The organism is Variovorax sp. Soil_C_12, from assembly GCF_057657375.1.
On the sequence record NZ_JBDGIO010000009.1, the window covers coordinates 107,977 to 130,623 of the forward strand.

Sequence of the window (22,647 nt, forward strand, 5' to 3'; positions counted from 1 at the left end):
CAAAGCGGGAACGGCGCGTCAAACGCGCTGTTTTACTGCGGTGCCAGCCAGCGCGCGATCTTCGCGGGATCCTGCGCGGCCAGCCGCCAGGTGGTGACGCCGGTCGGCAGCGTGAGCGGCAACCGAAGCAGCCGCCGGTCGCGCGCCACCATCGCGGTGATCTTCTTGAGCGGCCCGAGATAAAGCCCCAGGTCGTCGAGCCGGGCGATGCGCCAGCCCTGTGCCGGACGGCCCTTGGCGGCGGCCAGCTCGATGCCGATCCATTCGTCGTTCGCCGAGAAGCCGGCCTGCTCGGCCGCACCGCCGCGCAGCACCATCTTGACCTGCACGCTGCCGCCGGCCTCCGCCACGCGCAGGCCCAGTTCCTGGGCGCGCTGCGCCGGATCCTCGTTGGCGACGACGCCGTGCCGGCCGAGCAGCTCGGCCAGCGGCAACTCCTCGGTCGAATGGACCCAGCGCGCGATCTCATCGGCGTACGAGCGGCCGCCGACGGCTTCGAGCGCCGCGGCGAAGTCGGCCTCGCTCACCGGGCCGCCGCCGCTGCGCTTCCACAGGAGCCGCATCACGTCGTCGAGCGAGGCCTGGCCTTCGGCGCGCAGCGTCAGATCGAAGCACAGCGCGACCAGCGCGCCCTTGGTGTAGTAGCTGATGGTGGTGTTGGCCGTTTGCTCGTCCTGCCGGTAGTACTTGACCCAGGCGTCGAAGCTGGCCTGCGCCACTGACTGCACATGGCGGCCCGGCGCCTGTAGCACCTGGTTGACGGTCTTGTTGACGAGGCGCAGGTAGCCCGCGTCATCCAGGCGGCCGGCGCGGCGCAGCAGCAAGTCGTCGTAGTAGCTGGTGAAGCCCTCGAACAGCCACAGCAGCTGCGTGTAGTTCTCCTGGCCGTAGTCGTAGCGTTCGAACTCGGCCGGCCGTAGCCGCTTCACGTTCCAGGTATGGAAATACTCGTGGCTGACCAGGCCCAGCAGCGTGGTGTAGCCCTCGGCCTGCTTCTTGATGCCGAGCTGCGGCAGGTCGCGCCGCGTGCAGATCAGCGCGGTCGAATGGCGGTGCTCTAGCCCGCCGTAGCCGTCGTCCACGGCGTTGAGCATGAAGACGTAGCGGTCGTGCGGCGGCTTGGGCCCGCCGCGCTTGCCGACCTTGGCGCCGTGCCAGAAGCGCATCTGCGTCTCGCAGATGGCGCGCGTGTCGGCGATCAGCCGCTCGCCGTCGAAGGAGGGCGGCGCGCCCGCGATCACGAAGCGATGCGGCACGCCGCAGGCCTCGAACTCGGCACTCCAGAAGGCGCCCATCTCGACCGGGCTGTCGGCCAGCTCGTCGTAGCTGGCGGCGAGGTAGCTGCCGAAGCCCTGGCGGTCGGTCTTGGCGGGCTTCAGCGCGGTAGCGCAGGACCAGCGCTCTTCATTCGGCGAGCGAGCGGGCGCGACGATCTCGATGCCGTGCGGCTCATCGGCCTGGCCCTCGACGCGCAGGCACAGGCTGGTGCCGTTGAAGAAGCCGCGCGCGCCGTCCAGCCAGGCGGTGCGCACCGAGTTGTCGAAGGCGCAGACCTGGTAGCGCAGCTCCAGCGGCTTGCCCTGAACGCAATCGATCTGCCAGCTGTGCTTGTCGAGTTGCTGCACGGCGAGCTTGCGCCGGCCCTGGCTCGCCTGCAGCTGCTGCAGGTTCTTCGAGAATTCGCGCACCAGGTAGCTGCCCGGGATCCAGACCGGCAGCGAGACGCGCTGACGTGCGGCGGGCCGCTCGATGCGTAGCGTGATGGCGAACAGGTGCGCGTTGCGATCCGCGCATTCCACGCGGTAATGGATGGCCTGCCCCGCCATCAGTTGATCGCGGCGAGTTGCTTCTCGACCTGCGCTGCGGGGATGGCTCCCGGAGCGCGCGTGCCGTCGCTGAAGATCAGCGTGGGCGTGCCGGTGATGTTGTACTTCTGGCCGAACTCGCGGTTGCGGGTGAGCGCCGCGGTGTCGCATTCGGCCGCCTCGGGCGTGACGCCGCGCTGCATCCAGTCGGCCCAGGCCTTGGCCTTGTCCTTGGCGCACCAGATGTTGCGCGACTTGGTCACCGAGTCCGGCCCCAGCACCGGGTAGAGGAAGAGATGGATGGTCACGTTGTCGACCTTGGTCAGGTCGCGCTCGAACTGCTTGCAGTAGCCGCAGTTCGGGTCCTCGAAGACCGCGAGCTTGCGCTTGCCGTTGCCGCGCACGATCTTGAAGGCGTCCTTCACCGGCAGCTTGTCGAAGGCCACCTCGCTGAGCTTCTCGACGCGCTCCTCGGTGAGGTTGCGGCGCGCCTTGACATCGATCAGATTGCCCTGCAGCAGGTAGTTGCCCTGCTCGTCGGTGTAGAAGATCTCGAAGCCGTTGATGCGCACTTCGTAGAGTCCCGGCATCGGCGCCTTGCGGATTTCGTCGATCTTGGCGAACTGCGGGATGCGCGCGGCCAGGTTCTGGCGGATCTCGGCTTCGCCGGCCATGGCGCCCAGGCTGCAGCCGAGTGCGAGCGCGGCAAGAAGTGCGGATGCGGGTTTCATGATGGTGGTCTTGCTTGCGGAAATCAGTTCATGCCAGGCCCATGGCCTGCTTCGCGACCCAGCTCTTGATGAGCCGCGAGCGATCGAAGCCGCGCATGCCCCAGTTGCGCAGGGCCGGCAGCGGGTCGGCGCTGTGCGCAAAGAGCTGCTGCAGGCCGTCGGTGGCAAGGCTCATGGCCAGCACCTCGGCCCGGCGCGAGCGTTCGTAGGCGCGCAGCAACCGGGCGTCGCCCACGCTGCGCCAGTAGTCGCGGCCCTTGATCACGTTCGCCAGCGCAGCGGCATCGGCCAGGCCCAGGTTGAGGCCCTGGCCCGCCAGCGGATGCACCGTGTGCGCCGCGTCGCCGGCCAGCGCCCAGGCATTGCCGTCGGCGAGCCGGCCGGTCCAGCGGTCGGCAATCGCCCGCTGCAGCGGCCATGAGGCCCGATCGCTCACCACGCGCAGCGCGCCCAGCGCGCCGTGGCTGGCCTCGTGCAAGGCGGTGTTGAACTGGTCGGCCGTCAGCGCGAGCAGCTCGGGTGCGCGCAGCTGGTCGACGGACCACACCAGCGCAAGCTGTTTGTCTTGCATCGGCAACAGCGCGAAGACCTCGCCCCGGTCGTTGAACCACTGGCGCGCGGCGCCATCGTGCGGCTCGTCGGCGACCAGGCGGGCGGCGATCGCGTGCTGCGGATAGCGCGTGACCTCGTAGCGAACGCCCAGCGTCTCGCGGGTGGCGCTGATGCGGCCCTCGCAGACCACCGTGAGCGGCGCCTGCACAGGCTCGGCCACGATGTCGATGCGGGACTGGAAGCGCACGGCGTCGGTAAGCTGTTGTTCCAGCGCCGGCACGTCGACGATCCAGGCCAGCGCCTCCACCTTCTGCCGCGCGGCGTGGAATTGCACGCGCCCGCCTTCGTCGCCATGCACCAGCATCTCGCGCACCGGCGTGGCATGGGGGGCGTCGGGCCAGCCGCGCAGGGATTCGAGCAGCGTCTTCGAGGCCGCGTTGAGCGCGTAGGCGCGGACGTCCTGCTTGTCGGTCGCGGCGGGGGGCGCCACGAGCGCCACGCGCACGCGTTCGCGCGCCAGCAGCAGCGCCAGCGTCCGGCCGACGATGCCGGCGCCGCGAATGCAAACCTCGGGAGGAAGGGCCATTGGGGCATTGTAGGAGGCCGATGTGCCCGGCGTACGGGACAATCGCGCGCTCCAGCCAAGGACTCCCCCGTGACCGTACCTACCGACTTCGACCTCCAGGCCACCATCGCCCGCCTCTTCGTCTACCCCATCAAGTCCTGCGCCGGCGTCGAGCTGCCCGAGGCGCTGCTGACCGAGACCGGCCTGGAATTCGACCGCGCCTGGATGGTGGTCGACGCCGAGGGCGAATTCGTCACCCAGCGCGAGTTGCCGCGCATGGCGCTGATCCGCCCGCAGATGAAGCATTCGGAGATGGTGCTGCGCGCCCCCGGCATGCTGGCGCTGCACATCGCCTTCGACCGGGTCGAGCAGCCGGTGCGCGTGCGGGTCTGGAAGGACGAGGTGGCCGCCTACGACATGGGCGACATCGCGGCCCAGTGGTTCAGCGACTTCCTGTCGCAGCCCGGCCGCCCGCAAAAGCTGCGGCTGGTGCGCTTCGATCCCGAGCAGAAGCGGCTGTCGAACATGAAGTGGACCGGCGGCGCCGAGGCGCAGAACCAGTTTTCGGATGGCTATCCCCTGTTGGTGGCGAGCGAGGGCTCGCTGGCGGAGCTCAATGCGCGGCTCGCTGCGCAGGGCCATGCGGCGGTCGGCATCGAGCGCTTCCGTCCCAACATCGTGCTGGCCGGCATCGAGGCGCACGACGAGGATCGCGTGGAGATGCTGTACGTGGGCACCGGCGAGGGCGAGGCGCAGCTGCAGCCGGTGAAGCCCTGCACGCGCTGCCCCATTCCCGACATCGACCCGGCGACCGCCGAATCCAGTCCCGAGGTCGGCGACACGCTGCGCACCTACCGTGCCGATCCGCGCGTCGATGGCGCCATCACCTTCGGAATGAACGCGATCGTGCTGCAGGGCATCGAGCACATGCTCCGACGCGGCCAGCCGGTCGGCGCCAACCTGCGCTTCGAGTGAGGGCGAATCGGCGCGCCTAGAATCCCCGGTTCCCCCAAAGCATCCTGAAAGTCCCGCCATGAGTCTCCAGTGCGGCATCGTCGGCCTGCCCAACGTCGGCAAGTCCACCCTCTTCAACGCCTTGACCAAGGCCGGCATCGCGGCCGAGAACTATCCCTTCTGCACCATCGAGCCGAACGTCGGCGTGGTCGAGGTGCCCGATACCCGGCTGGGCCAGCTGGCCGAGATCGTGAAGCCGGAGCGCGTCGTGCCGGCCATCGTCGAGTTCGTCGACATCGCGGGCCTGGTGGCCGGCGCCAGCAAGGGCGAAGGGCTGGGCAACCAGTTCCTCGCCCACATCCGCGAGACCGACGCCATCGTCAATGTGGTGCGCTGCTTCGAGGACGACAACGTGATCCACGTGGCGGGCAAGGTCGATCCGATCTCCGACATCGAGGTGATCCAGACCGAGCTGTGCCTGGCCGACCTGGCCACCGTCGAGAAGGCGCTGCAGCGGCACACCAAGACCGCGCGTTCGGGCGACAAGGAGGCGATCAAGCTGGTCGCGCTGCTCGAGAAATGCCAGGCCGCGCTCAACGACAACAAGCCGGTGCGCACCGTCGAGTTCAGCAAGGAAGACAAGCCGCTGATCAAGCAGTTCTCGCTCATCACCGCCAAGCCCGCGATGTTCGTCGGCAACGTGGCGGAGGATGGCTTCGAGAACAACCCCTTCCTCGACCGCCTGCGCGAGTACGCGGCCGCGCAGAACGCGCCGGTGGTGGCCATCAGCGCCAAGATCGAGTCCGAGCTGGCCGACATGGACGAGGAGGACAAGAAGATGTTCCTCGCCGAGATCGGGCAGGAAGAGCCGGGCCTCAACCGTCTGATCCGCGCGGCCTACAGCCTGCTGGGCCTGCAGACTTACTTCACCGCCGGCGTGAAGGAAGTGCGCGCCTGGACCATCCACATCGGCGACACCGGCCCGCAGGCGGCCGGCGTGATCCACACCGATTTCGAGAAGGGCTACATCCGCGCCCAGACCATCTCCTTTGCCGACTACATCGCCTACAAAGGCGAGCAGGGCGCGAAGGATGCCGGGAAGATGCGGGCCGAGGGCAAGGAATACGTCGTCAAGGATGGGGACGTGATGAACTTCCTGTTCAGCGCCTGAACATGATCACGGTCCATCACCTCAACAACTCCCGTTCGCAGCGCGTGCTGTGGCTGCTCGAAGAGCTCGAGCTGCCCTACGAGATCGTTCACTACCAGCGCGACCCGAAGACCATGCTTGCACCGCCCAGCCTGCGCGCTGTGCATCCGCTGGGCAAGTCGCCCGTGGTGACGACGACCGACGGGCTGGTGCTCGCGGAGTCGGGCGCAATCCTGGAGTCGCTGATCGAGCGCCATGGCAGCGGCCGCATGGCGCCGGCGGCGGGCACGCCCGAGGCGCTGCGCTACCGCTACTGGATGCACTACGCCGAGGGCTCGGCAATGCCGCCGCTGCTGCTCAAGCTGATGTTCGACCGGATCGAGAAGGCGAAGATGCCCTTCTTCGCCAGGCCGATCGCGAAGGGCATCGCGAGCAAGGCGAAGGCGGCCTTCATCATGCCCAACATCACGAACCACCTGAACTTCATGGAAGCCGAACTCGGCAAGAGCGAATGGTTTGCTGGCGCTGACTTCTCCGGCGCCGACATCCAGATGAGCTTTCCGGTCGAGGCTGCGGTGGCGCGCGGCGGGCTCGATGCGAAGCGGCCGAAGCTGATGGCCTACCTCGAGCGCATCCACGCGCGGCCTGCGTACCAGCGCGCGCTGGAGCGCGGCGGACCTTACGGCTTGCTGAGCTGAGCTGAACCGGGTGCGCCGGCGGCGCGCTCAGTTCGGCCAGATGTAGAGGAGTGCCACGGTCATCGTGACGTAGCGCAGGAACTTGCCGATCGCCATGTAGAGCACGCAAGGCCAGAAGGAAAGCTTCAGCCAGCCCGCAACGGCGCAAAGCGGATCGCCCACCAGGGGGAGCCAGGCCAGCAGGCAGGCCTTGGGTCCCAGTCTTTCGAGCCACGTCAGCACACGCATGTGATGCTTGGAATGCGAGTACTTGTCCGCCACTTGGTGCGCGCCATAGCCCATCCACCAGTCGACGATGCCGCCCAACGTGTTGCCCGCGGTAGCGACACCGACCGCGGGCCAGAACAGTTCGGGATTGAGCTTCAGCAGGCCGAAGAGCGCCGGCTCTGAGCCGACCGGCACCAAGGTGGCCGAGACGAAAGCGGCGACGAACAGGGTGCTGAGCCCGTATTGCGGCAGCGCGAGAAGCGCAAAGAAGGATTCGAGCCAGGCTTGCATGTGCGGCGCAGTATAGAAAGATGCGGCGATATGTGGTGCGGGCGTATAGATCGTCGAACGCCGGAAGCCCGCCGACAAAAGTGCAAATCGTTGCAGCGGCGGCTTCGCGGCACCGCTACAATCGTGCCTCATTTTTCAGCAGCCCCCGGCGCTCGCCACTTTCCTCCATGACCCTGCAGATCGGCAACATCGTGCTGGAGAACCGTCTGTTCGTCGCGCCCATGGCGGGCGTGACCGACCGGCCCTTCCGCATGCTGTGCCGCGAGCTCGGTGCCGGCTATGCGGTGAGCGAGATGGTCACGTCGCGCAAGGAGCTGTGGAACTCGCTCAAGACCTCGCGCCGTGCCAACCACGAGGGCGAGCCGGGCCCCATTGCGGTGCAGATCGCCGGCACCGATGCGGCCATGATGGCCGAGGCCGCGCAATACAACATCGAGCGCGGCGCGCAGATCATCGACATCAACATGGGCTGCCCGGCCAAGAAGGTCTGCAACAAGTGGGCCGGCTCCGCATTGATGCGCGACGAGCCGCTGGCCCTCGAGATCGTCGAAGCGGTGGTGCGTGCCGCGGCGCCGCACGACGTGCCGGTCACGCTCAAGATGCGCACCGGCTGGAGCGAGGACCATCGCAACGCGGTCGCGCTGGCGCGGCGCTTCGAGAGCGTCGGCGTGCGCATGCTCACCGTGCATGGCCGCACGCGCGAACAGGGCTACAAGGGCGAGGCCGAGTACGACACCATCGCTGCGGTCAAGGCGGCAGTGCGCGTGCCGGTGGTCGCCAACGGTGACATCGACTCGCCCGAGAAGGCGCGCCAAGTGCTGGCACTCACTGGCGCCGATGCGCTGATGGTGGGCCGGGCCGCGCAGGGGCGGCCATGGATCTTTCGCGAGATCGCGCACTTCCTCGCGACCGGCACGCAGCTCGCGCCGCCGCTGGTGGCCGAGGTGCGGCGCTTGCTGCTCGAGCATTTGCAGCAGCACTACGCGCTCTACGGCGACTACAGCGGCGTGCGGACCGCGCGCAAGCACATCGGCTGGTACGTGCGCGACCTGCCGGGCGGCGAGCAGTTCCGCAGCGAGATGAATGCCATCGAGGATTGCGACGCGCAGTGGCGCGCGGTCGCGGAGTTCTTCGATGTGCTGGCGGCACAGATGGACCGCATTCCGCCCGACGAAGGCGGCAACGCGCAAACGCCCAGCGACGAGCAGGCCGACGCGTTGGCATGACATGAACAAGAAGAGAAGAGCAGAGGGCCATGAGCAAGAAACACATTGAAGACTGCGTGCGAAGCAGTCTGGACAGCTACTTCCGCGATCTGCGTGGCACCGAACCCGACGGCATGTACGACATGCTGGTGCGCGTGGTCGAGAAACCCCTGCTCGACGTCGTGATGACGCGGGCCGAAGGCAACCAGTCCAAGGCCGCCCAGTGGCTGGGCCTGAACCGCAACACGCTGCGCAAGAAGCTGGTCGAACACAAACTCCTGAAATAAGCCCAAATGGCACTGACCGCACTGATTTCCGTTTCCGACAAGACCGGCATCCTCGAATTCGCGCAAGCCCTGCATGGCCTGGGCGTCCGTTTGCTGTCCACCGGCGGTACCGCCAAGCTGCTGGGCGATGCCGGCCTGCCCGTCACCGAGGTGGCCGAGCTCACCGGCTTCCCCGAAATGCTCGACGGCCGGGTGAAGACCCTGCATCCCAAGGTGCATGGCGGCCTGCTGGCGCGGCGCGATGTGCCGGCGCACATGGCGGCGCTCGCGCAGCACGGCATCGACACCATCGACCTGCTGGTGGTCAATCTCTATCCCTTCGAGGCCACGGTCGCCAAGCCGGGCTGCACGCTGGAAGATGCGATCGAGAACATCGACATCGGCGGTCCCGCGATGGTGCGCAGCGCGGCCAAGAACTGGAACGACGTGGGCGTGCTGACCGACGCCTCGCAGTACCCGCAGGCGCTGGCCGAGCTGAAGGCCGAGGGCCAGCTCAGCAGGAAGACGAAGTTCGCCTTCTCCGTCGCGGCCTTCAACCGCATCAGCCAGTACGACGGCGCGATCAGCGACTACCTCTCCGGCCTGCAGGAGGACGGCACGCAGGCGCTGTTCCCGGCGCAAAGCAATGGCCGATTCGTCAAGCTGCAGGACCTGCGCTACGGGGAGAACCCGCACCAGCAGGCCGCCTTTTACCGCGACCTGTACCCGGCCCCCGGCTCGCTGGTGAGCGCGAAGCAGCTGCAAGGCAAGGAGCTCAGCTACAACAACATCGCCGATGCCGACGCGGCCTGGGAATGCGTGAAGAGCTTCGACACGCCGGCCTGCGTGATCGTGAAGCATGCGAACCCCTGCGGCGTGGCGATCGGAAAGGACGCGCACGAGGCCTACTCGAAGGCCTTCAAGACGGACCCGACCTCGGCCTTCGGCGGCATCATCGCCTTGAACCGGCCGCTGGACCGCGCCGCTGCAGAGGCGATCTCGAAGCAGTTCGTCGAGGTGCTGATGGCCCCGGGCTACGCGCCCGAGGCGTTGGAGGTCTTCAAGAGCAAGGTCAACGTGCGCATCCTCGAGATCGCGCTGCCGCCCGGCGGCAAGTCGGCCTGGGAGCAGGGCCGCAACGCGGTGGACGTCAAGCGCATCGGCTCGGGGCTGCTCATGCAGACCGCGGACAACCGCGAGCTGTCGATCGAAGAGCTCAAGGTGGTGACGAAGAAGCAGCCGACGCCGCAGCAGCTGCAGGATCTGCTGTTCGCCTGGAAGGTCGCGAAGTACGTCAAGAGCAATGCCATCGTGTTCTGCGCCGACGGCATGACCATGGGCGTGGGCGCGGGCCAGATGAGCCGACTCGATTCGGCGCGCATCGCGAGCATCAAGGCGCAGCACGCGAACCTGTCGCTGCAAGGCACGGCGGTGGCGAGCGATGCCTTCTTCCCGTTCCGCGACGGGCTGGACGTGGTGGTGGATGCCGGCGCGAGCTGCGTGATCCAGCCCGGCGGCTCGATGCGTGATCAGGAAGTGATAGCTGCCGCGGACGAGCGCGGCGTGGCCATGGTGTTCTCCGGTGTGCGGCACTTCCGCCACTGAGCGCGTCCGGCGCATGGCGAGGAAAAGGCGGCTCGTGCCGCCTTTTTCTTTTTTCCTGTTTGCCCCCGAAGCGGTACTTCAGCTGGAAGCTGATCGCACCATAGAGGCGGTTCTTGATCGCCGGCACGTTGGCGATGTTGAGCCCCCAGTTCTTGCCCTCGATGGCCGCCGTGGAATGAGCGCCGGGAACCCGTTGCCGTTGCGGTGGTTCGGGTAGCCGTCGAAGCCGCTCACCAGGCCGGCAGCAGACGCAGGGGCTTCACTTCGGTGGCTTGGTCCTTCCGAAGATCTGGCGGGCAGCTTCGATGGTGGCAGCGATGTCCTCGTCGCTGTGGGCGGCGCTGACGAAGCCGGCTTCGTACAGCGCGGGCGCAATATACACGCCGCGATCGAGCAGGCCGTGAAACAGCGCATTGAACCTGGCGCTGTCGGTCGTCATCACGGCGCCATAGTTCTGCGGCAACGCATCCATGAGGAAGAAGCCGAACATGCCGCCCTCGCTGTCTGCGCTGAAAGGCTGGCCTTCGGCGGCAGCAACGGCCTTCAGCCCGTCGACCAGCGCGCGGGTCTTCTTCGAAAGCGCTTCGTAAAAGCCGGGCTTGGCGATTTCCTTGAGCGTCGCCAGGCCGCAGGCCGTGGCCACCGGATTGCCCGACAGCGTGCCGGCCTGGTAGACCGGGCCCAGCGGCGCCAGCTGCTCCATGATCGCGCGCGGCCCGCCGAAGGCCGCCAGCGGCATGCCGCCGCCGATCACCTTGCCCAGCACCGTGAGGTCGGGCCGGATGCCCAGCACGCCCTGGGCGCCATGCAGGCCGACGCGGAAGCCGGTCATGACCTCGTCGAACACCAGCAGCGCGCCGTACTGCGTGCAAAGCTCCCGGCAGCGCTGCGCGAAGGGCGCGCTCGCGCGCACGAAATTCATGTTGCCGGCAATGGCCTCGATCATCAGGCCGGCGATCTCGTGGCCGTGCAGCGTGAAGGCTTCCTCCAGCTGCGCGAGGTTGTTGTACTCGAGCACCAGGGTGTGCTGCACGACCTCGGGCGGCACGCCGGCCGAGGTCGGGTTGCCGAAGGTCGCAAGGCCGGAGCCCGCCTTGACCAGCAGCGCGTCGGCATGGCCGTGGTAGCAGCCTTCGAACTTGATGATGTACTTGCGGCCGGTGGCGCCGCGCGCCAGCCGCAGCGCGCTCATTGCGGCCTCGGTGCCCGAGCTCACGAGGCGCACCATCTCCATCGAGGGCACGAGCGCGAGGATGGCCTCGGCGAGCTCGATCTCGCGCTCGGTCGGGGCGCCGAAGGAGAAGCCGTCGGTCACGGCGCGCTGCACGGCCTCCACCACCGCAGGATGGCCGTGGCCCAGGATCATCGGCCCCCAGGAGCCGATGTAGTCGATGTAGCGCTGGTCGGCCGCGTCCCAGAAGTAGGCGCCCTGGGCGCGTTTCACGAAGCGCGGCGTGCCGCCGACGGCCCGGAAGGCGCGTACCGGCGAATTGACGCCGCCGGGGATCACGGCGCGGGCGCGCTCGAAGAGGATGCTGTTGGGGTCGGTGGCGCTGGGCATCAGTGTCTTGTGTCGTGGGGGGGCAGGGCGAAGTCGATGGGGGTGGCGGAGTCCTCATTTTCGGCGTCCTCCTCCTCGGGCTGGGCCCAGAAGAGGCGGTCCGGCAGGACATGGCCCATGCCCGGACGGAAGCCCGCGTCGAGGCAGCGGTCCATGTAGCTCAGCGCTTCGGTGGCGGCGGCGGCCAGGTCGGTGCCGCTGGCCAGGAGCGCAGCCAGCGCGCCGGAGAGCGTGTCGCCGGCGCCGGTGAACACGGCGTCGAGCCGCTCGTATTTCTCGCTGGCGAGCACCGACTGCGGCGAGGCCAGGACGTTGTCGAAGTACTGGTCGGGCAGCACTATTCCCGTCACCAGCGTGTAGGGCACGCCCACCTCGCCGGCGGCGCGCGCGATGTCGCGTGCGGTGGGCGGCCGTTCGCCGGCCCAGTCCGGCAGCAGCCAGCGCCACAGCGTGCTGTGATTGCCAACCAGCACGGTGGTCTGCGGCAGCACCAGCTCGCGGAAGGCGTCGAGATAGGCCTCGATCTGCGCGTCCTCCCACCAGGAGAGGTTGGGCATGTAGGCAACCACAGGGACTTCGGGGTAGTCGGTCGCGGTCTCGGCCACGGTGCTCAGGTTCTCGGGAGAGCCCACGAAGCCCACTTTGATCAATTGCACCTCCACGTCCTCGAGGATGGTGCGGGCCTGCTCGGCGACGGCCTCTTCGTCGAAGGGGAAGTGGTCGAAGATCTCTGCGGTGTCGCGCGCATAGGCGCCGGTGACGACCGGCAGCATGTGGGCACCGACCGAGGCGATGGCCACGGCGTCGCAGGCGAGCCCGCCGGCACCGCTGGGGTCGCTCGCGTTGAAGACCAGCACGCAGGGCGGATTCGGCTCGCTCTCGGCGCTGACTTCGTCGCTGGTGGGGTCGGTAAGATCGCTCACTTTGTGGCCTTGCTCCGGTGGTAATAAGGAAGTTGTCATACGCAGCGGGGCTCGGCAGATGGTGGCGTATCTGAGACGCTTATCACGCGATTTTGAGATACGTTTGGATACGATCGTTGCATTCTATGAACAGGGACTTTAAGCTGCGATGAATACGAAAACCTGGATGTGCCTGATTTGCGGGTGGATCTATGACGAAGCGGTGGGGGTGCCAGAGGATGGTATTGCGGCCGGCACGGCATGGGCAGATGTTCCGATGAATTGGACCTGTCCCGAATGCGGGGCACGCAAGGAAGACTTCGAGATGGTTGAAATCTGAAGCATGGCATAGGGCCGTGCTTCTTGGCGCCCCACGAGGGGCGTTTCGGTCTTAGAGTGTCATAAAGGAGCGGCGAGAATGAGCTCGAACGGATCCGGTTACAAGGTTCTCGTCATCGACGACAGCAACACCATTCGGCGCAGCGCCGAAATCTTCCTCAAGCAGGGCGGTCACGAGGTGCTGCTGGCGGAGGACGGTTTCGACGCGCTGTCGAAGGTCAACGACCACAAGCCGCACCTGATCTTCTGCGACATTCTCATGCCGCGCCTCGATGGTTACCAGACCTGCGCCATCATCAAGCGCAACGCCCACTTCTCCAATGTCCCCGTCGTGATGCTCTCGTCCAAGGACGGCGTATTCGACAAGGCGCGCGGCCGCATGGTCGGCTCGCAGGACTATCTCACCAAACCTTTCACCAAAGACCAGCTGCTGCAGGCGGTGCAGCAGTTCGGCGTCGTTTCGCAGGAAGTGCAGTAATGGCCATTCGCAAAGTGCTCGTTGTCGACGACTCCAAGACCGAGTTGATCTTCCTGACCGATCTTCTCCAGAAGAACGGCTTCTCGGTGAAGACTGCCGAGAACGCCGAGGACGCCATGCGCCGCCTCGAGGAAGAGCAGCCCGACCTCATCCTCATGGATGTCGTGATGCCGGGCCAGAACGGGTTCCAACTCACCCGCGCGATCGCGCGCAACCCGCAGTACGCTTCGGTGCCCATCATCATGTGCACCAGCAAGAATCAGGAAACCGATCGGCTCTGGGGCATGCGCCAGGGTGCTCGCGACTACATCGTCAAGCCGGTCAATGCGGCCGAGCTGATCGCCAAGATCAGCGCGCTGGCCTGACCGGCGGCTTTTCTTTTTTCTCTCGTTCATGGCCAACCGCGACGCCCTACGCGCTTTCCAGTCCCGGCTTGCCAGCCGCCTGCAGGCGGCCCGCACTTCGGGTGTGTCCGCCTCCTGGCTCGCGGTGGAGGCGGGCGAGGCGAAATACCTGTTCCCGCTCGGACATGCCGGCGAGATCTTCCCCTGGACCCCGCCGCAGGCGGTGCCCTACGCACAGCCCTGGTTCCTTGGCGTCGCCAACCTGCGCGGCGGCCTGTACGGCATCGTCCAGCTGTCCACCTTCGCTTCCCGCGAGGCCGCGCCCGCCGGCGGCGATTCGGCGCGAGCCCAATCGCGCCTGGTGGCGCTCAACGAAATGCTGGAAGTCAACTGCGCCCTGTTGATCGACCGGCTGGTGGGTCTGCGCGGTGTGGAAGCCTTCACCGAATCGCAGGCGCCGGACGGCGACGCCCCCGCCTGGCTGGGGCATTCGTACACCGACGCAGCCGGTGAGCGCTGGCAGGAAATCAACCTGCAGGCGCTGTCGCAGCAACCGCAATTTTTGAGTATCGGCGCCTGAGTGCAGCGCCTTGCACCGACCATTACCTGAAGGACCGACCGTGAGCTCGATCGCCGACAAGTTCAAGAAATTCCTGCCTGCGGGTGGCGACACCATGCGTGTCGACAGCGGGTCGACGTTGTCCCTGGATGGCTCCGAAACCTTGCAGCCGCCCGAGGAAAAGACGATGCGCATCCGACGCGATTCGACGTCCGAGACGCCCGAGTCGGTGGTTCTCGCAATGGACGCCGCCAACGACCAGTCCCCGGCCGTCACGATCGACAACGACCCCGTGCTGTCCGAGACCCCCGGCGCCGCCCCTTCGCAACCGACGGCCGGCGGCGGCTCGCTGCGCTCTAACCCCGCGCGCCAGCAGCGCGTGCTGGCGATCGTGCTCGCCGCGGTGGTGCTGTTGCTGCTGCTGGTGGCCGGCTCCGCCATCCTGCGCGCCGAACGGCTGGCGCAGCAGGTCGCCTCCACCGGCCAGTCGCTGATGCAATCGCAGCGCCTGGCCAAGTCGGTGTCACAGGCGCTCGTGGGCAACGTGCCGGCCTTCACCGAGGTCAAGGAGAGCGCGGACGACCTGACGCGCCGCGTCCAGGGCCTGGCCAATGGCGACGACGCGCTCAAGCTGGAGCGCGTGGGCAGCCAGTACGAAGCCGAGCTCGGCAAGATCACGCCGCTGGTCGAGCGTGCCGACAAGAGCGCCAAGGCCGTTCTGGCCCAGCAGAAGATCCTGACCCAGGTCGGCACCGCGCTGCGCGACATCAACCGCCAGTCCTCCGACCTGCTCGAAATGACCGAGACCGTGGCCTCGCTGAAGATGCAGCAGAACGCCACGCTGCCCGAGATCTCGGCCGCCGGCCAGTTGGTGATGCTGACGCAGCGCATCGGCAAGTCGGCCAACGAGTTCCTGACGGTCGAGGGCGTGAGCCCCGACGCCGTGTTCCTGCTCGGCAAGGACCTGAACACCTTCCAGGAAGTCACGCGCGGCCTGCTCGAGGGCAATGCCCAGCAGCGCCTGCCGGGCACGCGCGATGCGCAGACCCGCCAGCAGCTCGAGGCCATCCTCAAGACCTATGAGCAGACCCGCACGCAGGCCGGCGCCATCCTTGGCAACCTCCAGGGTCTGGTGGCGGCACGCGAGGCGCAAGCTGCGATCCTGGCCGACAGCGAGCCGCTGCGCACCTCGCTCAGCGACCTGCAGGAAAAGCTCTCGGCGCGCACCGGTCTCGGCGCCGGCACGGTGGTGATGCTCTTCGTGCTGTCGCTGGCCGCCCTGGCGCTGGCCGGCGCGATCGGCTTCGTGCAGGTGCGTGAGGGCCGCGAGCGTGCACTGGCCGCAGAACGTGAGCGGGTCGCCGCCGAACGTGCCAGCGAGGACGCGGGCCGCGTCAACGCCGCCAACCAGGCGGCCATTCTGCGGCTCATGAACGAACTGCAGACGGTGGCCGAAGGCGACCTGACGCAGGAAGCCACCGTGACCGAGGACATCACCGGCGCCATCGCGGACTCGGTGAACTACACGGTGGAAGAGCTGCGCCTGCTGGTGGGCAACGTGCAGAACACGGCCACCCGCGTGGCGCAGACCACTTCCCAGGTGGAAAGCACCTCGACCGAGCTGCTGGCCGCCTCGACCGAGCAGCTGCGCGAGATTCGCGAGACGGGCCAGTCGGTGCTGACGATGGCAGAGCGCATCAACGGCGTGTCCTCGCAAGCGCAGGAATCGGCCACGGTGGCGCGCCAGTCGCTGCAGGCCGCGTCTTCGGGCCTGCAGGCCGTGCAGAACGCGATCGGCGGCATGAACTCCATCCGCGACCAGATCCAGGAAACCTCCAAGCGGATCAAGCGCCTCGGCGAATCGTCCCAGGAGATCGGCGAAATCACCGAGCTGATTTCGGACATTACCGAGCAGACCAACGTGCTGGCCCTGAACGCCGCCATCCAGGCCGCGTCCGCCGGTGAAGCCGGCCGCGGCTTCTCGGTGGTGGCGGAAGAAGTGCAGCGCCTGGCCGAACGCTCGGCGGACGCCACGCGCCAGATTTCGGCGCTCGTGAAGGCCATTCAGACCGACACGCAGGATGCGGTGGGCGCCATGGAGCGCTCCACGCAGGGCGTGGTCGAGGGGGCCAAGCTCTCCGACAACGCCGGTACCGCGCTGTCCGAGATCGACCGCGTGTCGCGCCGCCTCGCCGAGCTGATCGAGCAGATCTCGCAGTCCGCGTCCCGCGAAGCCGATTCGGCCAACGTGGTGGCCGCCAACATCCAGCACATCTTCGCCGTGACCGAGCAGACCGGCGAAGGCACGCGCACCACCGCCCAGCAGGTGCGCGAGCTCTCACACATGGCCGAGGAACTGCGCCAGTCGGTGGCCCGCTTCAAGATTGCCTGAACCCCGAGCATCCAACGTGTCGACCCAAAGCCCCGCCACCGCCCCGAAAGCCGGTCACGCGCCGGCCCATGAAGATCTCGGGCCGCTGGCCTGGGTGCTCGGAGAAATCCAGAAGTCGCTCGACAACGCCAGCAAGACGCTGAAGCGCTTCGCGCGCGAGTCCGGCGGCAGCGTCGAGGCCGACACCGCGCCCCTGCGCCTGGCCCGGCAGCAACTGCACCAGGCCGTCGGCGCGCTGCAGATGGTGGGGCACTCGGCGCCTGCGCTGGTGCTGGGGGCGATGGAGTTCGCCGTCCAGAGCTTCGTCACCGAGCCGGCGCGCTGCACCGAGGCCGCGGCCCAGAAGATCGACCGCGCGGGTTTCGCCGTCGCCGATTTCCTCAATGCGCTGCTGGGGGGCAAGACCGTGTCCTCGGTCGCCCTGTTCCCCCAGTACCGCGACGTGCTCGAGCTGGTGGGCAACGAGCGCGTGCATCCGGCCGACCTCTGGGACATGAACTGGCGCTGGGCCGAGATCAAGCCCTCGCCCACGCAGACCGCGATGGTGTACGACCCCGCGGTGCGCTCCAAGCTCGACCGCGAGGTGCTGAAGATCGTCAAGAACGGCGACGACCACGCCGCGCGCCGGCTCCAGGCCCTGTGCCTGAGCCTGGGCCGCGGCGCCTCGGTGCCGCGGGTGGCCAGCTTCTGGACGCTGGCGGCCGGCTTCTTCGAGGCACTGGCGCTGGCGTTGATCCCCGCCGACGCTCACGTCAAGCGCGCGGCCTCGCGCGTGCTCTTGCAGTACGCCACGCTGGCGCGCGGTGACAACACCGTTTCCGACCGCCTGGGTCAGGACCTGCTGTTCTTCTGCGCCCAGGCCGTGCCCGGCGCGCGCGACGAGGCCGCCACGCTGCGCGCGGTGCGCGTCGCCTGGGGCGTGGCCAACGAGCAGAAGGTCGACTACACGATCGAGCAGTTCGGCCGCTTCGACCCGCAGGTGCTGATGCAGGCGCGCAAGCGCATCGAGAACGCCAAGGAGATGTGGTCGGCGCTTTCCGGCGGTGACGTCTCGCGCACGCGCCAGGTGGCCGACACCTTCGTGCAGCTCGGCGAGTCGCTGCAAAAGCTGCATCCGCCCAGCCAGCCCATGGTGCAGGCCCTGAACAACGCGGTCGATGCCTCCATGCGCTCGGGCCGTCCGCCGGCCACTGAGCTGGCGATGGAGGTCGCGACCTCGGTGCTCTACCTCGAGGCCGCTTTCGAAGACCTCGATCCGCATGATCGCCAGCTGACGGCGCGGACCGTCCAGCTGGCCGGCCGCATCGAGCGCGCGCGCGAAGGCGGCCGCTCGGAGCCGCTCGAGCCCTGGATGGAGGAGCTCTATCGCCGCGTGAGCGACCGCCAGACCATGGGCACCGTGGTCGGCGAGCTGCGCAGCCACCTCAGCGAGCTCGAGAAATCGCTCGACCAGTTCTTCCGCCGGCCGACCGAGAAGGGCCTGCTGCGCACCGTGCCGACGCAGCTGCTGCAGATGAAGGGCGTTTTCTCGGTGCTCGGCCTTGAGCAGGCCGCCCAGACCGTGCACCGCATGCGCGAGAACGTCGACCGCCTGCTGGCGGAGGAGCCGTCCGCCACCGACGCCACGGACTTCGACGCGCTCGGCAACAACCTGGGCGCGCTGGGCTTCCTGATCGACATGCTGAGCTATCAGCCGGCGCTGGCCAAGCGTCTGTTCGTGTTCGACGCCGAAGCCGGCGAGCTCAAGCCGCTGATGGGCCGCCAGGCCGCCGAGGCGGCCGCGCCCGAGGTGGCCGCGTCCGCCTCCTTCGCCTCGGCCTCCGGGCCGGTCTCGGTCACCGATTCCGTGCTCAGCGTGGAGGAAGTCGATGCCCAGATCGCGGCCAAGCTCGCCGCGCTGGCGACGCCGGCGCGCAAGGCACCGCCGCCGCCGATCGAGGAGGTCCGCCGCCCGGCCGCGAGCTGGACCGCCAAGATCACGGGCCCGGCGCCACTGGAGGCTCTGCCCGATACCGAAGTGCGGGAGCTGGAGGAGGACGACCTCCAGAACATCTTCCTCGACGAGGCCCGCGAGGTGCTGCACAACGGCCTGGCCGCCGTCTCGGCGCTGGGCTCCCGCCCGGACGACAACGGCGAACTGACCGTGCTGCGCCGCGCCTTCCACACGCTCAAGGGCAGCTCGCGCATGGTCGGGCTGATGGATTTCGGCGAAGCCGCCTGGTCCTTCGAGCAGGTGCTCAACACCTGGCTGGCCGACCAGCGTCCGGCCACGCCCGAACTGCTTGCCGGCACGCGCCGTGCGTTGACCGACTTTGCGAAATGGGTCGAAGCCATCGCCGCCAACGAGCCGCACGGCTGGCAGTCCGCGCCCTTCTGCAGCGTGGCGGAATCGCTGCGCACCGGCGAGCCGATCGCGCCGCCCGCCCCTGTGGCGGATGCCGACACGCTGGTCGCGGCAGCGCGCCACATCGCGGCCGAGGAGACATGGATCGAAGCCGAGGCCGTGCCCGAGGCGCAGCCCGAGCTCCAGCCACTGCCCCTGCCGGACTTGCCCGACCTGGACCTGGGACCGCTGACCTTCGACGCGCCGGATTTCGCGCCGCCGGCTGTCCAGCCCGAACCTGCGAGCGCCGAGGCGCCGGAACAGCCCACCGCCGACGACGATTTCGCTTCGACCGACTTCCTGGACTACGACAGCAAGCCCACGCCACTGGTCGAAGAGCCGCAACTGCCGGCCGAGCTGGAAGAGATCGACTTCCTCGAGACCGCGCACGTGAGCATCGAGCCCGCCTTGCCGATGCCGGCCGACGAGCCGCCCGTCGCTCTGGAGGCGCATTCGCTTCCCGTGCCGCTGCTCAAGGAGGCGTCGGTCGAAGAGACCCCACGCGAAGCCTTGCCGGAGCTCTCGCTGGAACTGCACCTGGAGCCGGCGGCCGAAGACCCGACCGAGCAGCCGCAGATCGAAGCGCAGGTCGAGACAGAGCCGGAGGTGCCGGCCGCCACGCCCGTGGTGGTGCCGGAGCCCGCAGCTGAGCCGCAGTCCGAATTCAAGCCCGAGACTGCGCACGAACCCGAACCGCTCGTCGAGGCCTCGGCGTTTGCCGCGGCGATCCCCGTCGACAGGCTGCCGGTCCCTGGCGCCGACGATCAGGTCAAGGTCATCGGGCCGCTGCGCATCGGCATCGCGCTCTACAACGTCTACCTGGTCGAAGCCGACGAGTGGTCGCGGCAGCTGGCCCATGAGGTCGGCGAGTGGGCGCTCGAATCGAATCAGCGCGTGCCGGAATCGGCCATCAACCTGGCCCATTCTCTGGCAGGCAGTTCGTCGACCGTCGGCTTCCAGGGCCTGTCGGATATGGCGCGTTCCTTCGAGGCCGCGCTGCAGCACCTGTACATGCAGGGCCGCGGCACGCCGGCGCAGGGCGTGGTACTAGTCGCGGCAGCCGACGAACTGCGCCGCCTGCTGCATCAGTTCGCGGCCGGCTTCCTCAAGGAACCCGCCGACGCGACGCTGCAGGCACTGCGCGAGGTGGCGGCGTCGCCCATGCCGCTCGAGATCGGCGATACCGCCGCAGGCACTGTCGTGGCCGCGCCGCGTCCCGGCAGCGGCGACGTGTCGCTCGACGAGGGCGAGGACGCAATCGACGTGGCCGACGCGGTCGACGTCGACCTGTTCCCGATCTTCGAGGAGGAGGCGGCAGAGCTGCTGCCGCAGCTGGGCACCGCGCTGCGCGAATGGTCGCAGCACCTGGACGACCCGGCGCCGCGCGCCGCCACGCTGCGCACGCTGCACACGCTCAAGGGCAGTGCCCGGCTGGCCGGCGCCATGCGCCTGGGCGAGCGCGCCCACCGCATGGAGTCCGAGATCGAGGCCATCGGGTCCTCGGGCGCCAATCGCGCCTCGGTCGAACAGCTGCTGACGCGTTTCGATGCGTTGCAGGCCACCTTCGATGCGCTGCGCGCGGCCGACAACGCGATGCAGAGCGAGCTGGCACAGCGGGCCGTTGCCGCACCGGCTTCGGCTCCGGTCGTCGAGGCGCGCGCCGAAGTGCCGGAAACGGACGCCGCCGAGCCCGTCTCGCCGACGGCCGGCCAGGCCACCGAAAGGTCGCGCCTCGCGCTGCCGATGCCTTCGCCCTCGGCGCTCACGCCGCTGCGCCCGCTCTCCAGCCAGGCGGTGCGCATCCGCACCCACCTGCTCGACCGCCTGGTGGCGCAGGCCGGCGAGGTCATCATCACCCGCTCGCGCCTGGAGGCCGAGCTCGGCCAGCTGCGCAGCTCGCTCGGCGACCTGACCGGCAACCTCGACCGCCTGCGCCAGCAGCTGCGCGACATCGAGGTGCAGGCCGAGAGCCAGATGCAGTCGCGCCTGGCGCAGGCCAAGGATTCGCAGCAGGGCTTCGATCCGCTCGAGTTCGACCGCTTCACGCGCGTGCAGGAGCTCACGCGCATGATGGCCGAGTCGGTCAACGACGTGGCGACCGTGCAGCGCACGCTGCAGAAGACCGTGCAGGCGACGGAAGACGACCTCAGCGCCCAGGCGCGCCAGACGCGCGAACTGCAGCGCGGCCTGCTGCGCACGCGCATGGTGGAGTTCGAAGGCATTTCCGAGCGCCTCTACCGCGTGGTGCGGCAGGCTTCCAAGGACACCGGGAAGCAGGTGCGCCTGGACATCGTCGGCGGCACCATCGAAATGGACCGCGGCGTGCTGGACCGCATGACGCCCGCTTTCGAGCACCTGCTGCGCAACTGCGTCGCGCATGGCATCGAGGACGCGGCGACGCGCGAGAAGGCCGGCAAGGAGCCGAGCGGCCTCATCGCCATCGAGCTGCACCACGAGGGCAACGACGTCTCTGTGAGCTTCCGCGACGACGGCGCCGGGCTCAACCACCGGCGCATCGTCGAGCGCGCGCGCGCCCTGGGCCTGATCGCTGCGGACCACCAGCCGAGCGAGGGCGAGACGGCCGAGCTGATCTTCACCCCCGGCTTCTCGACCGCCGAGCAGGTGTCCGAGCTGGCCGGCCGCGGGATCGGCATGGACGTCGTGCGCGCGCAGGTCGCGGCACTCGGTGGCCGCATCGAGATCCAGAGCAAGCCGGGCGAGGGCACGCAATTCAAGCTGGTGCTGCCGCTGACGACGGCGGTGACGCACGTGGTCATGCTGCGTGCCGGTGCCACCTCGATCGGCGTGCCGTCGAACCTGGTGGAACTGGTGCAGCGCGCCGGGGCCTCCGATCTCGAGACCGCTTACCTGGAGCAGCGCTACCCCTTCGGAGGCGATCAGGTGCCCTTCTTCTGGGCCGGTGCGCTGCTGCAATCGTCCGCGCGCAGCGAGCGCGGGACGGCCAAGACCAACACCATCGTTATCGTGCGAAGCGCGGCCCAGCGGGTGGCCTTGCACGTGGACGAAGTGCTGGGCAACCAGGAAGTGGTGGTCAAGAACCTCGGTCCGCAGCTCTCGCGGCTGCCGGGCATGGCCGGCATCTCGGTGCTGGCTTCCGGTGCGGTCGCGCTGATCTACAACCCCGTGGCCTTGGCGGCGGTGCATGGCGAGCAGGCGCGGCAGTTCCAGGCCAGCGGCGCATCGGCCGCCGGCTCGGCCCACGGCGCGGACGCCGTGGTGGCCCCGACGGTGCCGCCGCAGATCCCGCTCGTGCTGGTGGTCGACGACTCGATCACCGTGCGCCGTGTCACGCAGCGCCTGCTGCAGCGCGAAGGCTACCGCGTGTCGCTGGCGGCCGACGGCCTGCAAGCGCTCGAGCGCCTGCAGCAGGAGCGGCCGGCGGTGGTGCTGTCGGACATCGAGATGCCGCGCATGGATGGCTTCGACCTCGCGCGCAACATCCGCGCCGACGCCTCGCTGGCCGGTCTGCCGATCATCATGATCACCTCGCGCATCGCGGAAAAGCACCACGACCATGCGCGCGCGCTGGGTGTCAACCACTACCTCGGCAAGCCTTACGCGGAAGACGAGCTGTTGCGGCTGGTGCGCCACTACACCAGCGCCGAGGCGCCGCAGGCGATGGCGGCCTGATCGGGCCCG

General features: G+C 68.2%; 18 protein-coding genes. 12 read left to right on the forward strand and 6 right to left on the reverse strand.

The genetic code is table 11. The annotated features are described in order from the left end of the window. Positions 1-32: 32 nt before the first annotated feature. From AC3A6X_RS23295 to AC3A6X_RS23305, 3 genes are read right to left on the reverse strand one after another with little or no spacing between them, the layout of a single operon-like run. A complete protein-coding gene (locus tag AC3A6X_RS23295; RefSeq protein WP_487844430.1) occupies positions 33-1,826 on the reverse strand; it encodes a M61 family metallopeptidase in 1,794 nt (597 codons plus the stop codon). Further along, on the reverse strand, positions 1,826-2,536 hold the full coding sequence (locus tag AC3A6X_RS23300) for a DsbC family protein (RefSeq protein ID WP_309967621.1): 711 nt from the start codon (positions 2,534-2,536) through the stop codon (positions 1,826-1,828). The genes AC3A6X_RS23295 and AC3A6X_RS23300 overlap by 1 nt, the downstream gene beginning before the upstream one ends. A 28-nt stretch (positions 2,537-2,564) precedes the next feature. Continuing rightward, positions 2,565-3,674: an FAD-dependent monooxygenase gene (locus AC3A6X_RS23305; protein WP_487844431.1), complete on the reverse strand. Its 1,110-nt coding sequence runs from the start codon at positions 3,672-3,674 to the stop codon at positions 2,565-2,567. A gap of 69 nt (positions 3,675-3,743) precedes the next feature. Between AC3A6X_RS23305 and AC3A6X_RS23310 the strand changes: the two genes are divergently transcribed. From AC3A6X_RS23310 to AC3A6X_RS23320, 3 genes are read left to right on the forward strand one after another with little or no spacing between them, the layout of a single operon-like run. Continuing rightward, the gene (locus AC3A6X_RS23310) at positions 3,744-4,628 is read left to right on the forward strand and encodes an MOSC domain-containing protein (RefSeq protein WP_487844432.1); all 885 of its coding nucleotides are present in this window, start codon (positions 3,744-3,746) and stop codon (positions 4,626-4,628) included. Positions 4,629-4,686: 58 nt separating this feature from the next. Continuing rightward, on the forward strand, positions 4,687-5,778 hold the full coding sequence (gene ychF, locus AC3A6X_RS23315; RefSeq protein WP_487844433.1) for a redox-regulated ATPase YchF: 1,092 nt from the start codon (positions 4,687-4,689) through the stop codon (positions 5,776-5,778). Between the two features lie 2 nt (positions 5,779-5,780). Further along, on the forward strand, positions 5,781-6,455 hold the full coding sequence (locus tag AC3A6X_RS23320; protein ID WP_487844434.1) for a glutathione S-transferase: 675 nt from the start codon (positions 5,781-5,783) through the stop codon (positions 6,453-6,455). 27 nt (positions 6,456-6,482) lie between these two features. On the opposite strand, the gene AC3A6X_RS23325 is transcribed toward AC3A6X_RS23320, so the two are convergent. Then, positions 6,483-6,953 (reverse strand): YqaA family protein, encoded by a 471-nt coding sequence (locus tag AC3A6X_RS23325; RefSeq protein ID WP_487844541.1) that lies wholly within the window; start codon positions 6,951-6,953, stop codon positions 6,483-6,485. Between the two features lie 167 nt (positions 6,954-7,120). On the opposite strand from AC3A6X_RS23325, the gene dusB reads away from it, so the two are divergent. The 3 genes from dusB to purH are packed head-to-tail and all read left to right on the forward strand — an operon-like array spanning position 7,121 to position 10,029. Beyond that, positions 7,121-8,179, forward strand: coding sequence for a tRNA dihydrouridine synthase DusB (dusB, locus tag AC3A6X_RS23330; RefSeq protein ID WP_487844435.1), 1,059 nt, complete (start codon positions 7,121-7,123; stop codon positions 8,177-8,179). Positions 8,180-8,208: 29 nt separating this feature from the next. Then, positions 8,209-8,445, forward strand: coding sequence for a Fis family transcriptional regulator (locus AC3A6X_RS23335; protein WP_068683508.1), 237 nt, complete (start codon positions 8,209-8,211; stop codon positions 8,443-8,445). Between the two features lie 6 nt (positions 8,446-8,451). After that, entirely contained in the window at positions 8,452-10,029 is a 1,578-nt protein-coding gene (gene purH / locus AC3A6X_RS23340; protein ID WP_487844436.1) for a bifunctional phosphoribosylaminoimidazolecarboxamide formyltransferase/IMP cyclohydrolase, read from the forward strand. A 259-nt stretch (positions 10,030-10,288) separates the two neighbouring features. On the opposite strand, the gene hemL is transcribed toward purH, so the two are convergent. Both hemL and thiD read right to left on the reverse strand, forming a co-directional pair. After that, complete coding sequence (hemL, locus tag AC3A6X_RS23345; protein ID WP_487844437.1) at positions 10,289-11,590, reverse strand: glutamate-1-semialdehyde 2,1-aminomutase; 1,302 nt, start codon at positions 11,588-11,590, stop codon at positions 10,289-10,291. Then, positions 11,590-12,552 (reverse strand): bifunctional hydroxymethylpyrimidine kinase/phosphomethylpyrimidine kinase, encoded by a 963-nt coding sequence (thiD, locus tag AC3A6X_RS23350; RefSeq protein WP_487844438.1) that lies wholly within the window; start codon positions 12,550-12,552, stop codon positions 11,590-11,592. Before thiD ends, hemL begins: the two co-directional genes overlap by 1 nt. Positions 12,553-12,661: 109 nt before the next feature. Between thiD and AC3A6X_RS23355 the strand changes: the two genes are divergently transcribed. The 6 genes from AC3A6X_RS23355 to AC3A6X_RS23380 all read left to right on the forward strand — a co-directional run bounded on the left by AC3A6X_RS23355 (position 12,662) and on the right by AC3A6X_RS23380 (position 22,638). Further along, on the forward strand, positions 12,662-12,832 hold the full coding sequence (locus AC3A6X_RS23355; protein ID WP_007838397.1) for a rubredoxin: 171 nt from the start codon (positions 12,662-12,664) through the stop codon (positions 12,830-12,832). Between the two features lie 78 nt (positions 12,833-12,910). Continuing rightward, the gene (locus AC3A6X_RS23360) at positions 12,911-13,309 is read left to right on the forward strand and encodes a response regulator (RefSeq protein WP_106559656.1); all 399 of its coding nucleotides are present in this window, start codon (positions 12,911-12,913) and stop codon (positions 13,307-13,309) included. Continuing rightward, positions 13,309-13,674: a response regulator gene (locus AC3A6X_RS23365; protein ID WP_106559655.1), complete on the forward strand. Its 366-nt coding sequence runs from the start codon at positions 13,309-13,311 to the stop codon at positions 13,672-13,674. Before AC3A6X_RS23360 ends, AC3A6X_RS23365 begins: the two co-directional genes overlap by 1 nt. A 28-nt stretch (positions 13,675-13,702) precedes the next feature. Then, positions 13,703-14,233, forward strand: a complete 531-nt coding sequence (locus tag AC3A6X_RS23370; RefSeq protein WP_106559654.1) for a chemotaxis protein CheW — start codon at positions 13,703-13,705, stop codon at positions 14,231-14,233. A gap of 40 nt (positions 14,234-14,273) precedes the next feature. Further along, the gene (locus AC3A6X_RS23375) at positions 14,274-16,604 is read left to right on the forward strand and encodes a methyl-accepting chemotaxis protein (protein WP_487844439.1); all 2,331 of its coding nucleotides are present in this window, start codon (positions 14,274-14,276) and stop codon (positions 16,602-16,604) included. 16 nt (positions 16,605-16,620) lie between these two features. After that, entirely contained in the window at positions 16,621-22,638 is a 6,018-nt protein-coding gene (locus AC3A6X_RS23380; protein ID WP_487844440.1) for a hybrid sensor histidine kinase/response regulator, read from the forward strand. The last annotated feature ends 9 nt before the right edge of the window (positions 22,639-22,647 follow it).